General features: G+C 36.1%; 17 protein-coding genes. 3 read left to right on the top strand and 14 right to left on the bottom strand.

The annotated features are described in order from the left end of the window. Nucleotides 1–176: 176 nt before the first annotated feature. The 14 genes from L6469_RS01525 to L6469_RS01460 form a co-directional block, all read right to left on the bottom strand. A complete protein-coding gene (locus tag L6469_RS01525) occupies nucleotides 177–638 on the bottom strand; it encodes a hypothetical protein (RefSeq protein WP_006282990.1) in 462 nt (153 codons plus the stop codon). Between the two features lie 78 nt (nucleotides 639–716). Further along, nucleotides 717–1,688: a F0F1 ATP synthase subunit gamma gene (locus L6469_RS01520; RefSeq protein ID WP_006282991.1), complete on the bottom strand. Its 972-nt coding sequence runs from the start codon at nucleotides 1,686–1,688 to the stop codon at nucleotides 717–719. Nucleotides 1,689–1,693: 5 nt separating this feature from the next. After that, on the bottom strand, nucleotides 1,694–3,280 hold the full coding sequence (atpA, locus tag L6469_RS01515; RefSeq protein WP_074803288.1) for a F0F1 ATP synthase subunit alpha: 1,587 nt from the start codon (nucleotides 3,278–3,280) through the stop codon (nucleotides 1,694–1,696). A gap of 6 nt (nucleotides 3,281–3,286) precedes the next feature. After that, the gene (locus tag L6469_RS01510; RefSeq protein WP_027453394.1) at nucleotides 3,287–3,823 is read right to left on the bottom strand and encodes a F0F1 ATP synthase subunit delta; all 537 of its coding nucleotides are present in this window, start codon (nucleotides 3,821–3,823) and stop codon (nucleotides 3,287–3,289) included. A gap of 8 nt (nucleotides 3,824–3,831) precedes the next feature. Beyond that, nucleotides 3,832–4,338 (bottom strand): F0F1 ATP synthase subunit B, encoded by a 507-nt coding sequence (gene atpF / locus L6469_RS01505; protein ID WP_006282229.1) that lies wholly within the window; start codon nucleotides 4,336–4,338, stop codon nucleotides 3,832–3,834. Between the two features lie 38 nt (nucleotides 4,339–4,376). Then, nucleotides 4,377–4,622, bottom strand: coding sequence for an ATP synthase F0 subunit C (gene atpE, locus L6469_RS01500; RefSeq protein WP_006282230.1), 246 nt, complete (start codon nucleotides 4,620–4,622; stop codon nucleotides 4,377–4,379). Nucleotides 4,623–4,661: 39 nt separating this feature from the next. Beyond that, on the bottom strand, nucleotides 4,662–5,747 hold the full coding sequence (gene atpB / locus L6469_RS01495; protein ID WP_006282231.1) for a F0F1 ATP synthase subunit A: 1,086 nt from the start codon (nucleotides 5,745–5,747) through the stop codon (nucleotides 4,662–4,664). Nucleotides 5,748–5,750: 3 nt separating this feature from the next. After that, nucleotides 5,751–6,176 carry a hypothetical protein gene (locus L6469_RS01490; protein WP_006282232.1) on the bottom strand — a complete coding sequence of 142 codons (426 nt, stop codon included), beginning with the start codon at nucleotides 6,174–6,176 and terminating at the stop codon, nucleotides 5,751–5,753. Between the two features lies 1 nt (nucleotide 6,177). Further along, entirely contained in the window at nucleotides 6,178–6,417 is a 240-nt protein-coding gene (gene atpC, locus L6469_RS01485) for an ATP synthase F1 subunit epsilon (protein ID WP_027453393.1), read from the bottom strand. Between the two features lie 47 nt (nucleotides 6,418–6,464). Then, the gene (atpD, locus tag L6469_RS01480; RefSeq protein ID WP_006282234.1) at nucleotides 6,465–7,991 is read right to left on the bottom strand and encodes a F0F1 ATP synthase subunit beta; all 1,527 of its coding nucleotides are present in this window, start codon (nucleotides 7,989–7,991) and stop codon (nucleotides 6,465–6,467) included. Nucleotides 7,992–8,219: 228 nt separating this feature from the next. After that, complete coding sequence (gene pfkA, locus L6469_RS01475) at nucleotides 8,220–9,197, bottom strand: 6-phosphofructokinase (protein WP_006282235.1); 978 nt, start codon at nucleotides 9,195–9,197, stop codon at nucleotides 8,220–8,222. Nucleotides 9,198–9,246: 49 nt separating this feature from the next. Next, nucleotides 9,247–10,593, bottom strand: coding sequence for an SLC13 family permease (locus L6469_RS01470; protein WP_006282236.1), 1,347 nt, complete (start codon nucleotides 10,591–10,593; stop codon nucleotides 9,247–9,249). Between the two features lie 353 nt (nucleotides 10,594–10,946). Then, complete coding sequence (locus L6469_RS01465; RefSeq protein WP_006282237.1) at nucleotides 10,947–11,927, bottom strand: glycosyltransferase family 2 protein; 981 nt, start codon at nucleotides 11,925–11,927, stop codon at nucleotides 10,947–10,949. Next, complete coding sequence (locus L6469_RS01460) at nucleotides 11,920–13,404, bottom strand: oligosaccharide flippase family protein (RefSeq protein WP_006282238.1); 1,485 nt, start codon at nucleotides 13,402–13,404, stop codon at nucleotides 11,920–11,922. Before L6469_RS01460 ends, L6469_RS01465 begins: the two co-directional genes overlap by 8 nt. A 44-nt stretch (nucleotides 13,405–13,448) precedes the next feature. Here L6469_RS01460 and L6469_RS01455 point away from each other — a divergent pair, with 44 nt between their 5' ends. From L6469_RS01455 to L6469_RS01445, 3 genes are read left to right on the top strand one after another with little or no spacing between them, the layout of a single operon-like run. Continuing rightward, on the top strand, nucleotides 13,449–14,333 hold the full coding sequence (locus L6469_RS01455) for a glycosyltransferase family 2 protein (protein WP_006282239.1): 885 nt from the start codon (nucleotides 13,449–13,451) through the stop codon (nucleotides 14,331–14,333). Continuing rightward, the gene (locus tag L6469_RS01450) at nucleotides 14,288–15,265 is read left to right on the top strand and encodes a glycosyltransferase family 2 protein (RefSeq protein WP_006282240.1); all 978 of its coding nucleotides are present in this window, start codon (nucleotides 14,288–14,290) and stop codon (nucleotides 15,263–15,265) included. Before L6469_RS01455 ends, L6469_RS01450 begins: the two co-directional genes overlap by 46 nt. Beyond that, nucleotides 15,262–16,371 carry a glycosyltransferase family 4 protein gene (locus L6469_RS01445; protein ID WP_006282241.1) on the top strand — a complete coding sequence of 370 codons (1,110 nt, stop codon included), beginning with the start codon at nucleotides 15,262–15,264 and terminating at the stop codon, nucleotides 16,369–16,371. The genes L6469_RS01450 and L6469_RS01445 overlap by 4 nt, the downstream gene beginning before the upstream one ends. The last annotated feature ends 42 nt before the right edge of the window (nucleotides 16,372–16,413 follow it).

Here is a 16,413-nt window from a genome sequence, read left to right as displayed (position 1 = left end):
GCACGAGGATGAAAAGTTATATATCGATGAAATATACTCTTATAGCTAACAATATAAGCCATCAGAATGTTCGTATTACTGATGGCTTACACATGATATTATAACAATACCCCACTTAAAGTCGGACATAAACAAGAGAAAACTATACTGTCAGAAAGCTGCTAAATACACTATCATTACTTTTTATTAGATTCAGCTCTAAAACCAAATTCATGGCTTTCCAAATAAGCTCTTTGAAAATACTTACCTTTATTTTCAATTTCGCTTAAAAATCTTCCTTCTAACAGAGATGTTAACTCTTTCTGGTACGTTTTAATCATCACATCATAAAGTTCTTTGCTCTGACAAGCATAACGCAAAAGAAGTTTCACTGGAGTATCATTACTAAAATGATGCTTATTCATATCTGCCATTGCAGCTTCATAACTATCAAAATTGATTGATAGAAGAATCGGAAAACTAACATTACAGAAGAAAATCGAAAAATGCTCATAATAATCAGAAGCAATCTGTTTTATTAATACCGCATCATTTTCATTATTTCTCCATGCGGGCTTTCTTTTATCTAAAATACCTGATATGAAGCCACAATAAAAACCTGATATAATATCTTTTAATATTTCTTGTTTTTCTTCCATAAAAATAAAAATAAAAATAGGAAAGACTCATCCTTCCAATAGAGAGCTCTCCTATTTTATTATTCATATACAGATAAATCAGTTATTGGCTGATCCACCTACTATGTCAAGCAATTCATTAGTAATGGCTTGCTGACGACTCTTATTATACTGTAAGCTGAGTTGACGAAGCAACTCATCTGCATTATCACTTGCTGTTTGCATAGCTACCATTCGTGCAGCATGTTCACTTGCATTACTATCAAGAAGGGCTGTATAAACCATCAAATTTAACTGCTTCGGAATTAAACTATCCAAAACCGACTCCAAATTTGGTTCTACAATAAAGTCATCATTAAGAGGTTTAACAGCTTCAACCTTTGCCACACGTTCTTCATCCTTTTGGCGAAGATATTCCTGAGCCTTTGCTGTAGCAACATTACTAGTTAAATCACGATCATTTTCTGTGCCAATACTTTCTGTTGAAAGGTCTATTGGTAGCATCGTTTTACACGTTAAGATTTGGGAACCGGCACTCTTAAAATGATGATAGATAAGATCAACTTTATCCAATTCACCCGCTAAAAATTTATTCATTAGCTCTTGAGCAATATCTCCACATTCACGTGCATTAGGTTTTTCGGCCAAATCCAAGAAACTACCACCAGACTTAATACTATGCTTCTTGATATAATCTTCAACTTTCCTACCAATAGGATAAACCATAATATCTTCAACACCAGAAGCCTGATAATTATCAACAACTGTCTGAAGTTCCTTAAGCACATTATTATTAAATCCTCCACAAAGAGAACTATTACTGGTAAATGCAATAATCGCTACACGCTTAATCTCTTTGTGTGAAGACGCCAATGGAGAATCAATATTTGGAGTAGAAACCAAAAATGATTTCAAAATATGCTCCAACAAATTTTCATAAGGAAGCATATTTTGAATCGCCATTTGAGCATGATGCAACTTACTAGAAGCAACCATTTTCATAGCACTTGTAATCTTACGAGTACTATTTACACTGGCTATACGATTTTTTATCTCTTTTAATGAAGGCATAGGCTTTATGCTTTATATTGTCCAGCAATATCAGCCATTGTTTCCTCAATAACTTTTGTTGCCTCTTCTGACAACTTTCCATCACTAAGGATCTGTAATGTATCTGAATGCTGTGTACGCATCTTATCCAAGAATGAATCCTGACAAGAACGAACTTGCTCTACTGGAACATCATGCATAAGACCATGAACTCCGCAATAAAGAATGGCAATTTGCTCTCCTACTGGCATTGGGGAATATTGAGGTTGTATAAGAATCTCATTATTCTTACGTCCTCTGTCCAATGTCATAGCTGTTACAGGGTCCATATCAGAAGAGAATTTAGAGAAGCTCTCTAATTCACGATACTGAGCCTGGTCAATTTTCAAAGTACCTGCAACCTTCTTCATACTCTTGATTTGAGCACTACCACCTACACGTGATACTGAAATACCCACATTGATAGCTGGACGGAATCCTTGATTAAATAAATCTGTCTCCAAATATATCTGACCGTCAGTAATAGAAATTACGTTAGTTGGAATATATGCAGAAACATCACCAGCCTGAGTCTCAATAATAGGAAGCGCTGTAAGTGAGCCTCCTCCTTTAACTTTACCCTTTAATGATGCAGGTAAATCATTCATTTGCTCAGCAATTTCTTGCTGATCGTTGATACGAGCAGCACGCTCCAACAAACGACTATGAAGATAGAACACATCACCTGGATAAGCTTCACGACCAGAAGGACGACGCAAAATCAATGATACTTCACGATAGGCAACAGCCTGCTTAGACAGATCATCATATACAACAAGAGCATGATAACCTCGATCACGGAAATACTCACCAATAGCAGCACCAGCAAAAGGAGCATAATACTGCATAGCTGCAGGATCGGCTGCTGTAGCACTTACAACAATTGTATAAGGCAGTGCCCCATGATCTTCCAATGTCTGAACAAGAGATGCAACAGTAGAAGCCTTCTGACCAATTGCTACATAGATACAATAAACAGGTTTGCCTGCTTCATAGTTACTTTTCTGATTGATAATCGTATCAACTGCAACTGCAGTTTTACCTGTCTGACGGTCACCAATAATAAGTTCTCGTTGTCCACGACCAATAGGAATCATAGAGTCTACAGCCTTCAAACCTGTCTGGAGAGGTTCTTTCACAGGCTGACGGAAAATCACACCTGGAGCCTTACGATCCAAAGGCATCTCTATAGCGTCAGTAAGATCTATAGCGCCCTTACCATCTATTGCCTGACCAATAGGATTAACAACGCGACCAAGAAATTTATCATTGACGCGAATAGAAGCAATACGATGAGTACGCTTAACCTTCTGTCCTTCTTTGATACCAGCAGTTGGCCCCATGAGCACACAACCTACGTTGTCTTCCTCAAGGTTCATGACAATAGCCATGGTGCCATTCTCGAATTCAAGCAGTTCAGAAGCCTCAACATTGCGCAAACCATAAACATGTGCTACACCATCAGCTACAGTAAGTACAGTACCTACTTCATCAAACTGATTAGCTTCGTTGATGCCTTTCAACTCTCTTTCGAGTACTTCAGACACTTCGCTTGGTTTTATTTTTTCTGACATTATTCATTATTTTTTTAATTCACTAAGGATGCGATTAAGTTTAGTTTTAACACTAGCATCCATTCGATAGGTATCATACTCGAGGACAAACCCACCAATAATAGAGGGATCCACCTCGGTAGTGAACTCTACTGTTCCCTGAGTTTTTGCCTCTACCATCTGTTTCATCTTCTGCTCTACAGCATCTGATACAGCAACGGCAGTAGTCAGTTTACCGCGGGTGATATTCTTCTGTTGTCTATAAAGAGTGATATACGAATTAGCCATGAATTGCAGGGCGCTTTCCCTATCCTCTTTTAAAACGAGTTCCAAAAAGCGTACGCTCAACTGCTGAGGGCTTTGACCGAGAGCAGTTGTGAGCAAATGTAATTTTTTAGAACGTTGGAGCATAGGGTTATCTATCGTAGAACGAAGACTAGGCACATTAATATAGCAATCTGAAAGAGATACCATATTTTGATATACCAAATCCGCATTCTTCAGCTCTGTAGCACTCTTAAGGAGAGCCCGGGCATATCTTACCGATATTACACCTAAATCCATAAGCCTACTTATATTTTCTTATTATCAGAAGAAACTTCATCCAGCAGTCTGTCGATTAATTCCATCTGCTTGGCATCAGTAGAGAGATTCTGCTTAAGAACCTTTTCTGCAACAAGAATACTAAGTTCTGCAACCTGTGAACGTATATCACGAATCGCATTTTGCTTCTCAGTTTCAATTTGAATTTTTGCTTCGTTTACGATGCGAGCACCTTCTTCACGAGCTTTATCCTGTGCATTCTCTACGATAGCATCACGAGTTTCAGCTGCTTCTTTAAGAATAGCAGCCTGTTTCTCACGAGCTTCTTGCAGTATGGATTCACCTTCTTTCTGAATGTTGGCAAGCTTCTCATTTGCTTCATGCGCCTTACGTAGTGAATCATCGATAAAAGCCTTACGGTCATTCACCATCTTGATTATAGAAGGAAAACCCCACTTAAGCAAGACTAGGAAGACGATGATGAAGACGATGGTCATCCAAAAAAGCAAGCCGCTTTCAGGCATTAATAAATCCATTCGCGCTGGTTTAAGTTATTTGATAATGTGAATACTCTTTATTTCATTACAACGGCCAAAAGGGCTACAATCACCGCCAAGAAGGCAACACCCTCTACAAGAGCAGCCGCTATGATCATAGATGAACGAAGATCACCCATTTTCTCTGGTTGACGAGCCATGGCATCCATAGCCTGACCACCAATTTTACCAATACCGATACCTGCACCGATTACTGCAAGACCTGCGCCAATTGCGCCACCCATTTTTGCAACTTCCGCTGCTAATAATAATGCTGTTAACATAACTATAACTTTTTAATTATTATTTATTACTTAATGATATTATTCATGTTCTTTTACATGTGCCAACGAGATAAACACCGCTGATAACATGGTAAATACAAGAGCTTGGATATAACTTACCAAAATTTCAAGTAACATCATGAATACACTTAATGCCACTGATATTATGGACATACCCGAACCTGCTAAATTATTGACTACATCGTCTGTCGTTAAATGAAACATGATGAAAATCATACCCGCAAAAGCTAATGCTATAGCATGACCTGCCATCATATTGGCGAATAATCGAATAACAAGAGCTAATGGCTTTGTAAATATACCAAAAAGCTCTATTACTGGCATCAAAGGTACAGGAACTTTTAACCAAGCAGGAACATCTGGCCAAAAAATTTCTTTCCAATATTCCTTCGTACCCGTGAGATTCGTAACCAAGAAAGTTGCTACACCCAAAAAACAAGTACAAGCAATATTTCCTGTCAAGTTACCACCTCCTGGGGGAAATGGTACTATACCCATTATATTAGCTATGAAGATAAAGAAAAAACATGTCAACAAATAAGGTGCATACTTATCAGCCTCCTTACCCATAACAGCCTTAATCACATCATCATACACCGACATAACAAACATATGCATCAATCCAACAAAACCTCTTGGAGCAGGATCATCTACTTTATGATTTCGGCACCAACGTGCTGGGATGAGTATACAAAGTAACAAAATAAATGCATCGATGAATAACACACAAGTGGTCTTCGTTATGGAAATATCCAATGGACGAACTTCTGTATTACCAACTTTTTCTACTATTTTATTCGGATATGTCTCGTCTTCACTACCCTTGATATAAAGCCCATAAGGTCCACGACGATTGCCCTCTGAATCAGGATTTTCTTCAAACTGACTACTACAAAAGACATGCCATCCTGTAGAACTTTTAACTATCACAGGCAAATGGATAACGACAGGTGTTTCACCCAAATTCGTTACATGCCACTCATACGAATCTTTGATATGTCCCCATAATATCTCTTTCATATCAATATCTTTTTGCACAGCAAAACTTGACATTGCTGCAAAAAAGAAGATAACTATGAAGAAATACCTCTTTAGATGTCTCATATCTTAATCTTTTCTTTTTTGTTTCTGCTTCTCCACAATAGAGAAGAACGTTGTTTCAAATATAAGCGAACATATATAGAATAAAGCGAAAGTAATCACAAAACCAAGCATCATATCCTGCCTCTCATAAAGGACAAACATACCTGCCAAAACTACCATTAATGCCAATAGCATTCTTATTGAACCACATGCCATGTAATAACGGTTCATCACATTAGGCGAATGAACCGCGACATATCGCCAAGCACATATAGAAACACTATTAATCACCAATTGGTATAAGCTACAGAAAGCGACACTATAAACATGATCTTTTAGATCACCTACCGATACAAAAAAGAAACCGGCTAGAGCCATTCCACACACCATCCATATAGACAACAGACGATAACGATGAACGATTCGCTTGATTCTTTCACTTCTTTCCATATTATACTTCTACACAGAGAGACACCTCGTTTCGTTTCACTTCAACAAAGCCTCCCAATACTTCTAAACATTGTTCTCCTTCTTGCGTTTTATACTTCACTCGGCCTTTTTCAAGACTTGAAATAATAGGGGCATGATTAACTAATATCTCGAATTCACCGAGAGTACCAGGAACCGTAACACTTTCTACATCTCCCGTGAATACAACTTTTTCGGTAGAAACAATTTTGAGTTTCAACATAGATACAATCATTTTAGGTAAAAAGAAATAAGTACTATACTCTTAACTTAAGCATTGGCTGCAGCCAAAAGTTTCTTACCTTTCTCCTTAGCATCCTCAATTGTACCAACATTCAAGAAAGCCTGTTCTGGAAGATCATCAACCTCACCATCCATAATAGCATTAAAGCCCTTAATAGTATCTTCAATACTAACCATAACACCAGGCGTACCTGTAAACTGTTCTGCTACAGCAAATGGCTGAGAAAGGAAACGCTGTACGCGACGAGCTCGTGCTACCGTAAGCTTATCCTCATCAGAAAGTTCATCCATACCCAAGATTGCAATGATATCTTGAAGCTCATTATAGTGCTGAAGTAACTCTTTAACGCGCTGAGCACACTCATAATGCTCCTTACCAACAATAAGTGGGTCCAAAATACGAGAAGTACTAGCCAATGGATCAACAGCAGGATAAATACCAAGCTCAGCAATCTTACGACTAAGCACTGTTGTTGCATCCAAGTGAGTAAAAGTAGTTGCTGGAGCAGGGTCTGTCAAGTCATCAGCTGGCACATAAACTGCTTGCACTGAAGTAATAGAACCATTTTTTGTTGAAGTAATACGTTCCTGCATTTGACCCATTTCTGAGGCCAAAGTAGGCTGATAACCTACCGCAGAAGGCATACGTCCCAAAAGAGCAGAAACCTCAGAACCGGCCTGAGTAAAGCGGAAAATATTATCGATAAAGAACATAATATCTGAAGCTTCACCATTTGCACCACCATGATCACGGAATTCTTCTGCTACGGTAAGTCCTGAAAGAGCTACAGCAGAACGTGCCCCAGGTGGTTCATTCATCTGACCATAAACTAGTGTTGCCTGTGACTTTTTAAGTTCTTCTGGATCAACAAGTGACAAATCCCACTTACCTTCATCCATAGCTTTGCGGAACTTTTCACCATACTTGATTACACCAGATTCAATCATATCACGAATAAGGTCGTTACCTTCACGGGTACGCTCTCCTACTCCGGCAAATACAGAATAACCATTATGTCCCTTAGCAATATTATTGATAAGCTCCATAATAAGAACGGTCTTTCCTACACCAGCACCACCAAAAAGTCCGATTTTACCACCTTTCATATAAGGTTCTAGAAGATCGATAACTTTTATACCAGTAGCGAGCATTTCCTTATGAGTAGAAAGATCTTCAAACTTAGGAGCCTCACGATGAATAGGATAAGAGCCCTCCATATTCAGGTTACTCATTCCATCAATAGGCTGTCCAATTACATTCAGCATACGACCCTTAATCTGCTCACCTGCAGGCATAACAATAGGTGCACCTGTCGAGATAACTTCCAATCCTCTCTGTAAGCCATCGGTGTTATCCATAGCAACACAGCGCACAGTATCTTCGCCAATATGCTGCTTTACCTCCATGACCAAATATTGCCCAGTAGGTCCTTTTACCTTTAGAGCCTCATTAATCTTAGGAAGCACCTTCTCTGGTTCTTCGCCTTTTGTATCGAAATAGACATCGATAACTGGACCAATAATCTGAGAGATGTGCCCATTAATTTGTGACATAAGCTTTACTATTAAAATATATTTTTTTTCAAATTAAATCAATATTCATTAGTCTTTTACAAGGGCTTTTTTATTATGTAGCCAAAGGCAAATTTACTGCAAAAAATTGTAAGTTACAAATTAATACAACAATTTATTCGTAAAAAAGCCACTTTTTAATACCTTTTTAATAAAAAAGCGACTCTTTTCAGAGCCGCTTTTTTTATATTCTTAGAAAAAAACTAAAACTTAAATACTTAACTCATCAAGTACTTGAATTAGTTTCTTATCAAATGGTTTATCACTACGAATAGCCTCAGAGAATGGTACATATACTATATCATTATTACGTATACCAACCATCACATTACGCTGTCCTTGCATAATAGCCTCAATTGCACCTACTCCTGTACGACTTGCCAAAATACGATCATGCGCTGAAGGACTACCGCCACGCTGTAAGTGACCCAAAATTGAAACACGAACATCGTAATCTGGAAATTCCTTATGTACACGATCGGCATAATACATAGCACCACACTTAGGACTTTCAGAAACGATAACAATACTACTTTTCTTTGACTTGCGGAAACCACGCTGCATGAACTGGGTTAGCTGGTCAACATCCGTGCTATCTTCAGGAATAATTGCAGCTTCTGCACCAGTAGCGATTGCACTGTTTTGTGCTAAGAAACCAGCATCACGTCCCATAACTTCTATAAAGAAAATACGCTCATGACTCTGAGCTGTATCTCGAATACGATCTACACAAGACTGAATTGTATTTAGCGTAGTATCATATCCAATAGTAGAATCAGTACCATAAAGGTCATTATCAATAGTACCAGGAAGACCGATACAACAAATATCATGTTCTGCTGCCAACTTCATTGCACCTGTCAAGGAACCATTACCGCCTATAACAACCAAGGCGTCAATTCCTTCCTTCTTAATATTTTCATAAGCCTTAGCACGACCTTCTGGAGTGGTAAACTGCTTTGAACGAGCTGTTTTAAGAATAGTTCCACCATGAGCGATAATACCACTTACACTTTCAGTCGTAAAAGGTTTAATTTCATCATTAATCAAGCCATCATAACCATGATAAACACCCTTTACCTTGAAACCGTTATAGATTCCAGCACGAGTGACTGCACGAATAGCTGCATTCATACCTGGAGCATCACCTCCAGACGTCAAAATGCCTATAGTTTTAATTTTTGCCATAACTGTTAATACCTTACAAGTATTTATTCAAAATGTTTATAATTATTCTTTAACCTATAAAATACATTGCACATAGACCTAAGATAAAACCAACTGCGGCCTTATAGCCAACATTTCTGAAAAACCATCCTACATGCATACGTTCCATCCTAGCAAGAGCTAAACCGCTCATCGATCCGATTGTCAGTACATTTCCACCGATTGCTGTTGAATAAGCTATTACCTTCCAATAAATATTACTTTGCGACTGTACGTCATATATTGAAAACATATTCATCGCCAAAGCAAAATTATCTAAGAATGTACTAATAAGTCCAGAAATCAAACCTATTATCCATACATTCCTTATATTAGTATTTAAAAGATTTGCCAACACATCAAATGCACCAGTTTCTTTTACGACTCCAAGTGCCAACATCATTCCCATAACAAATAGAATCATTTGAATGACTCCATATTGCAAAATTCCAGAGACACGACTTTGAAGCATCTGATCAGCATTAAATAACTTCCTATTAAAGATTTCATTTACAATCCACAGAATAGATACTACACATAATGCACCTAAAAATGGGCTTAACTTTGTAATATTATGAAAAGTCGGTATAAACCAAAGACCTCCGATCCCAACGAAAAGCATAAGCAATCGTTGCCACACATTCAGATTCGTATCATTGCCTCTAAAAGGTAAAACATTCCATTCTGTTTCTACATGATTTGGTAAGCTATAAGCCAACCAAAACGTTGGTAATAACCAGGCTATCAAGCAGGGCAAAAGTAATGATAAGGAATAATCAGTAGGTGTAACAGCCCCTATATTCCACATTACGAGCCCAGCAGGACTACCAATAACTGTCAAAATGCCACCACTGTTAGCAGCTAAAACTATAGCCGAACCATAAACCATTCGCTGGCGACGATTAGGTATAATCTTATGCATGATCGTGAGCATCATAACTGTAGTAGTAAGGTTATCCAAATTAGCAGATAGCAAAAACGTAACTACGGATAATGTCCACAACATACGTTTACTACTTCTAGTCTTTAATAATTGAGAGATAAAATCAAAACAACCATTATTATTCAAAATCTCCACAATTGTCATTGTAGAAAGTAAAAATAATACTACTTCTGATGCTCTACCTACATACTTCAAAAAAATATTTGAAGCTATATACTTTTTAACAGCGATACTATTTGCCGACATACCATCCAAAAAATTCAGGTATTCAGACGGATGCTGACTCATCACAAAATCTGAACCATAACAAATGTAAAGCACCCATCCTACTGTTCCCGCAAAAATTGCGACAGCAGCTTTATTTACGTTAGTTACACTCTCTGTTGCTATAAGAATATAAGCTAACAACAATATGACGACAATTACAAGAGTCATAGACAAATTTTTCAAGTGGCAAATATAACAAATGATTATTAAATATACAAATTGAAATCTCAAAAAATACACGTTTCACCAAGGAAATTGACAAGTATCAAGAACGCATACAATAGAAATGTAACACAGACTTTACAAAACATAACCCCAAAACACTTTTATCCCAACTAAGCCTAGATTATGATTCTTTATTTCAAAAAAAATGTACGTTATCAGCATCTAACGAATTACACGACAATCTCTACACAATGCCCCCATAAATATTTAAAAACTCGCCACAAAAAAAAGAAATACAAGATTCTGATGATCAGAAGTTTACCTTATATCATAAGTATTTCAACATAATGACAACACTACATAAGATGAAGAATTTTCTTCAGAAAAAAATAAATTTCTTCTTGCACCCGAAAACAAAACCAACTCGAACGTATTGGTACATATCCAAATTTATAACGAGTAGAAATTTGATTAACTTCGATTTGTTTCCATGATGCCTTTATTATATCCAAACCATATTCGTTATCAACATCACTCATTCGCTTACGATTGCAGAAATAAAACATATAAAGATCAATGATATTAAGCCACATAACATTTTCATATATTCTCATAACTCGATTTGGCAAATTCAAACGTAGCAATTGCCTTTTCATACTCTGATTGGCCAAAAGGTAGTCGTATCGGCTTACACTTACTACATGGGTTATGGATTTAGGATTCTGATAATAATGATAAATACCACTACAACATCTCACCTCTCGAGAATTGAGATAATGAAGCCGAGTCGTATTATCATCACTATATGTTCTACAACTATCATCATAGGGATACAATGCATGCAAATTCGCTTTTACAGCATACCAACCATGAATTTTCCATGTCAAACTATCAAGAAAAGCCTCTTGTCCACTTTTCACATCAAAAGGTTTCATAAGGTAATGATGATTCTGCTGAATATCGTTATACACGTATTCTACATCAAACAATACTGTATCTGTTTTTAGAAATTTTTCGAAAACCTCTACAGCTTTTTCTAAAGCATCTGAATCGAGCCAATCATCACTATCTAAAAATGCTACATATTTACCTTGCACATGTTTTAATGCTACATTTCGTGCATATGCAGGGCCATGATTATCAGGTAAACAATAAATTTCTATACGTGAATCGAAAGATTCATATTGCCTTAATATCTCAACAGAACGATCTACAGAAGCATCATCAACGCATATTATTTGTATTTCTTTTAAAGATTGTCCTATCAAAGACTTTAAACATCTATCTATATATTTTTCTGCATTATAAACAGCTACTAGAATCGAGAATTTAACCATGAAGCTTATTTTTGATTGAACTTATAATCTGACTGAATATTTCTGTATATTTTTGAAAAAAGAAACAAGAAATTCCTACACTCAAAACAAAAAGAATTGAACCTGAAATCCAATACCAAAAGCTATCCAAATAAGATACTATCAAATAGGTCAATACTCCCAGCAAACTTTGCACAAAAAAGAATAAAAAGCTTCTTTTATCAAGAGTATACCGATAACGTAATTTCATATAAACATTCAAAGTAAGATAATCCAAGAATGCAGCTATAACCATACCATACCCAGCTCCCTTTAATCCAAATAGAAAATACATCAATAGCACAAATACGATCATCATTATATCATCTATAGATTCCATTAGCATATATGACTTAGAGTTTCCTTTAGCCAAGGGTATATAAGCCAAGGGCAATTTTGCCGCTCTCAAATACATCGCCAAAATCATAATTTGGGATAATTCCAAAGCTGGTAAAAATTTCCGACTTAAAAATAATGGTAAAATAACAGGTAGACACACACTATATAACACAAGCAATGGCGAAAGCAAAAAAACAGAGGCATTTATCTGATGATTTACAAGCTTACTCATCTCGCTCCCTATAGATTTTATTGCAGACAATCTAGGAAAATAATCTGTCTCCATGGCTGCAAAAATCATACCTGCGTAAACCATAGTCATCATATAACCAGCATTAAATAGACCAACTTCCGACAGAGAACCCACGTTGTTAATATAAGAACGTATGATAAAATCGCATCCGCTTCCCATCAAACCTGCTACAAGAAAAGACATCCCTAATTTCATCATATTATAACCACGAATCATAAAATGCGCCCTAAGCCTAATGCGATATGGATAAACACGTGATGAATAGAAAATAGTAACAAGCATTTGTATCAATGCTACCAAAAACATAGTGGGTATTATGGCTTTATCACGCCAGATGTAGAAGATAGGAATAGAAATAATGAGATTAAGAATAACGTTATAAATCGAAATAATAGCTAAAATTTTCAAGCGACGTATCCCCTTTAATATAGCAAGTTCTCCTCCTGACAAGGAAACAAGAGCTATTATTGGAGAAAGTAAAATAAAATGCAATGTATGATCGCCCCAATTAAAAGTCCAGCTATTCAATAGTGGACTCACCAGAATGCAGACTAGCATACCAAAGATCGCAGTAAACAAACTCCAGGTTCGAACAAGTTGTATCTCACTGATAAGTCGATCTTCATTTCCACATTCAAATGCTGACGAGATATTTCTTACACTGCTCATAGATAGACCAAAGTTGGTAGAATCTGAAACCAATTTAATTGTAGAATTAAATAGAGAAACCAGTCCCATGCCCTCCGGCCCTAATAACAACGCAACCAATTTATTACGAATAATGCTGACCAAGATATTTACACCCTGGACTCCACCAAATATACTAGTATATTTTAAAATATGAGAATAACCATCTTCTTTTTTCATCAAAATTTAAACGTCAACAAAGTTTTTTTATTATCTTTGTACACATGAAATTATCAATAGTCATACCTGTTTACAATGTTGAAAACACACTAGAAAGATGCTTGCAAAGTGTGTGTCAACGACTTATTCCTAATTTCGAGATTATACTTATCAACGATGGTTCTACTGACAAAAGTCTTGCGATATGCAAGCGATATGCATCAAATTATGTAAACATCCGTATTTTTAATCAAGAGAATCATGGTCTGAGTTACGCAAGAAATAAAGGTATCGAGGAATGTTTTTCTGAATATATTACATTTATTGATAGCGATGATTATATCGATCCGGAAACTTTTCCTTCACTCATGACAATATTAGAGAAGCATCCGGAATATGATATTTTAGAGTACCCTATTTTAGAACGAAAAGGGAGTACACGAGAAAAAAAAATTCAGTTTTCCAATAATGAATACCACGATTTTAAAACATATTGGCTGAACTGTAAAGCTTACTTACATAGCTATGCATGCAATAAGATATATAAAAGGAAACTATTTAATGACATTAGATATCCTGTAGGAAGAAATTTTGAAGATATATACATCTTACCTGATTTAGGGAAAAAAGCAAAAGTTATAGCAACTACCAATCGTGGACTCTATTACTATTGCTGGAACAATAAAGGTATAACAGCAACAGCATCTGCCAAAGATATGGAAGATTTATTAAATTCCCATCTTAGAGTTCTTCCACTTTATCATGATGAAGACTATTATCTCCACGTGCTAAATATTCAGTTAGACGTCTACGAGATGACTAAACATACTCCTACACTACCTATTTATCCATATAAAAAACATCCAAAACTTAAAATAGCAAACCTCTTAGGAATTAATACAACATGCAAAATCAATTATCTACTTCACAAAATATACAGACGCCACTAGTTACGTTCATCATAACTATATATAATCTACCAACTGAACTGGTAAGGGAATGTATAGAAAGTATCTTAGCACTATCATTGGCACCAGCTGACCGCGAAATTATTGTCATAGATGACGGATCAGATACCCCTATTATAGAATGTCTTCATGACATCGAAAATGATTTTTTATATGTAAGACAACCTAATCAAGGTCTTTCGATAGCAAGAAATACGGGCATTCAAATCGCTTCTGGTAAATATATTCAATTCGTAGATGGAGACGATTATCTTATTCAAGCTCCATATGAACACTGTCTCGATATTGCAAGATATCATAATCCTGACATGGTATGTTTCGAATTTACACATAGTAAAAAACAAGAAACCTCTTTAACACTCAATAAAGCCATTAGTGGTATCGCATATCTACATAATTACAATCTACATGCAGCAGCTTGTGGATATCTGTTCAAAAAAGAGAAATTAGGCAAACTAAGATTCACACCTAAAATATTTCACGAAGATGAAGAATTTACACCACTTCTTTTACTAAGAGCAGAAACCGTGATTCGTACAGATACTAAGGCATATTTCTATAGGATGCGTAACCAATCTATTGTCAACGATTCCAATAAAAAACACATATTACAAAGATTAGAGGATACACAAAAAGTGATTTTTAGGCTTAAAGAAGTGTCTGAATCTATTCCTGAAACCGCACGAATAGCATTAGAAAGGAGAATAGCACAGCTCACTATGGATTACCTATACAATATTATCAAACTAACCAAAAATCAAAGATATTTGGAAAAAGCTATAAGTCAACTTCAAGAGAAAAAACTGTATCCGCTTCCAGATAAAAAGTATACGAAGAAATATTCGGCTTTTCGTCGCGTAATCAATAGTAACTTAGGTAAAAAAATTATGATCGCAACACTACCAAGACTATGAAAATATTATTTATAGGAGAATATAGCAACGTTCACTGGACTTTAGCACAAGGATTAAGAAAGCTGGGACACCAAGTTACTGTCTTATCTAATGGAGATTTTTGGAAAAATTATCCTCGAGATATAGACCTGACTAGATCATATAATAAATGGGGAAATATTCTTTACATATTAAAACTAGCTAAAATTCTTCCTCTTCTAAAAGGATTTGACATCGTACAACTTATCAACCCTATGTTTTTAGAACTAAAGGCCGAAAAAATATTGCCAATCTATAAGTTCCTGCGTAAACATAACAAAAAAATAATACTAGCTGGATTTGGTATGGACTACTATTGGGTCCATGAATGCATTACAACAAAACCCTTAAGATACAGCGACTTTAATGTGGGAGATGAGTTACGCACTGACGACAATGCTCTAAAAGAAAGACAAGACTGGCTGGGTACGACAAAAGAAAAACTCAACAAATACATTGCACAAAATTGTGATGGCATTGTAACAGGTCTTTATGAATATTGGACATGTTACTACCCTCATTTTCCATCCAAAACTACTTTTATCCCTTATCCCATCATAAGCGAAAACGGTATTCATGCAGAAGAAACTGTACCTAAAAAAATAAAACTTTTCATCGGAATCAGCAAAAACCGAAGTACCTATAAAGGAACTGATGTCATGCTACAAGCAGCCGAAGATATACAAAAAAAATATCCCAACTTTGTTGAACTTCGAATTGCAAACGGTATTCCTTTTCAAAAATATACCCAAATGATGAATGGAAGTGATGCTATTCTTGATCAACTATACAGTTATACACCTTCCATGAACCCGTTGGAAGCTATGAGCAGAGGTATCATTTGCATAGGAGGAGGCGAACCTGAAAATTATGAGATTATCCACGAGACTAAACTCAAACCTATAATCAACGTATTACCTAATTATCAAAGCGTTTATAATGAACTTGAAAAATTAATATTAAAACCTGAAAGAATACCAGAACTAAAAAAACAAAGCATAGAATACATAAGAAAGCACCACGACTATATCAAAGTTGCAAAAGAATATATAAAATTTTATCAAAATGTCCTGGAAAATAAAATATAAATGTTCACAATGTGGATATACAACAGATATCTATCAAGGCAA

It is taken from the genome of Segatella baroniae B14 (assembly GCF_022024235.1).
GTDB classification, from domain to species: Bacteria; Bacteroidota; Bacteroidia; order Bacteroidales; family Bacteroidaceae; genus Prevotella; species Prevotella bryantii.
Note: the sequence above shows the minus strand (reverse complement) of the source record. Positions and strands in the feature narration are given on the sequence as shown.

What these genes read in the sequence shown, in the direction of transcription:
- L6469_RS01445 (WP_006282241.1), top strand. Translation starts at nt 15,262, where the DNA reads ATGAAAATATTATTTATAGGAGAATATAGCAACGTTCACTGGACTTTA.
- L6469_RS01460 (WP_006282238.1), bottom strand. Translation starts at nt 13,404, where the DNA reads ATGAAAAAAGAAGATGGTTATTCTCATATTTTAAAATATACTAGTATA.
- L6469_RS01465 (WP_006282237.1), bottom strand. Translation starts at nt 11,927, where the DNA reads ATGGTTAAATTCTCGATTCTAGTAGCTGTTTATAATGCAGAAAAATAT.
- L6469_RS01450 (WP_006282240.1), top strand. Translation starts at nt 14,288, where the DNA reads ATGCAAAATCAATTATCTACTTCACAAAATATACAGACGCCACTAGTT.
- L6469_RS01510 (WP_027453394.1), bottom strand. Translation starts at nt 3,823, where the DNA reads ATGGATTTAGGTGTAATATCGGTAAGATATGCCCGGGCTCTCCTTAAG.
- L6469_RS01455 (WP_006282239.1), top strand. Translation starts at nt 13,449, where the DNA reads ATGAAATTATCAATAGTCATACCTGTTTACAATGTTGAAAACACACTA.
- atpC (WP_027453393.1), bottom strand. Translation starts at nt 6,417, where the DNA reads ATGTTGAAACTCAAAATTGTTTCTACCGAAAAAGTTGTATTCACGGGA.
- atpB (WP_006282231.1), bottom strand. Translation starts at nt 5,747, where the DNA reads ATGAGACATCTAAAGAGGTATTTCTTCATAGTTATCTTCTTTTTTGCA.
- atpF (WP_006282229.1), bottom strand. Translation starts at nt 4,338, where the DNA reads ATGGATTTATTAATGCCTGAAAGCGGCTTGCTTTTTTGGATGACCATC.
- atpA (WP_074803288.1), bottom strand. Translation starts at nt 3,280, where the DNA reads ATGTCAGAAAAAATAAAACCAAGCGAAGTGTCTGAAGTACTCGAAAGA.
- L6469_RS01470 (WP_006282236.1), bottom strand. Translation starts at nt 10,593, where the DNA reads ATGACTCTTGTAATTGTCGTCATATTGTTGTTAGCTTATATTCTTATA.
- atpE (WP_006282230.1), bottom strand. Translation starts at nt 4,622, where the DNA reads ATGTTAACAGCATTATTATTAGCAGCGGAAGTTGCAAAAATGGGTGGC.
- pfkA (WP_006282235.1), bottom strand. Translation starts at nt 9,197, where the DNA reads ATGGCAAAAATTAAAACTATAGGCATTTTGACGTCTGGAGGTGATGCT.
- L6469_RS01520 (WP_006282991.1), bottom strand. Translation starts at nt 1,688, where the DNA reads ATGCCTTCATTAAAAGAGATAAAAAATCGTATAGCCAGTGTAAATAGT.
- L6469_RS01525 (WP_006282990.1), bottom strand. Translation starts at nt 638, where the DNA reads ATGGAAGAAAAACAAGAAATATTAAAAGATATTATATCAGGTTTTTAT.
- L6469_RS01490 (WP_006282232.1), bottom strand. Translation starts at nt 6,176, where the DNA reads ATGGAAAGAAGTGAAAGAATCAAGCGAATCGTTCATCGTTATCGTCTG.
- atpD (WP_006282234.1), bottom strand. Translation starts at nt 7,991, where the DNA reads ATGTCACAAATTAATGGGCACATCTCTCAGATTATTGGTCCAGTTATC.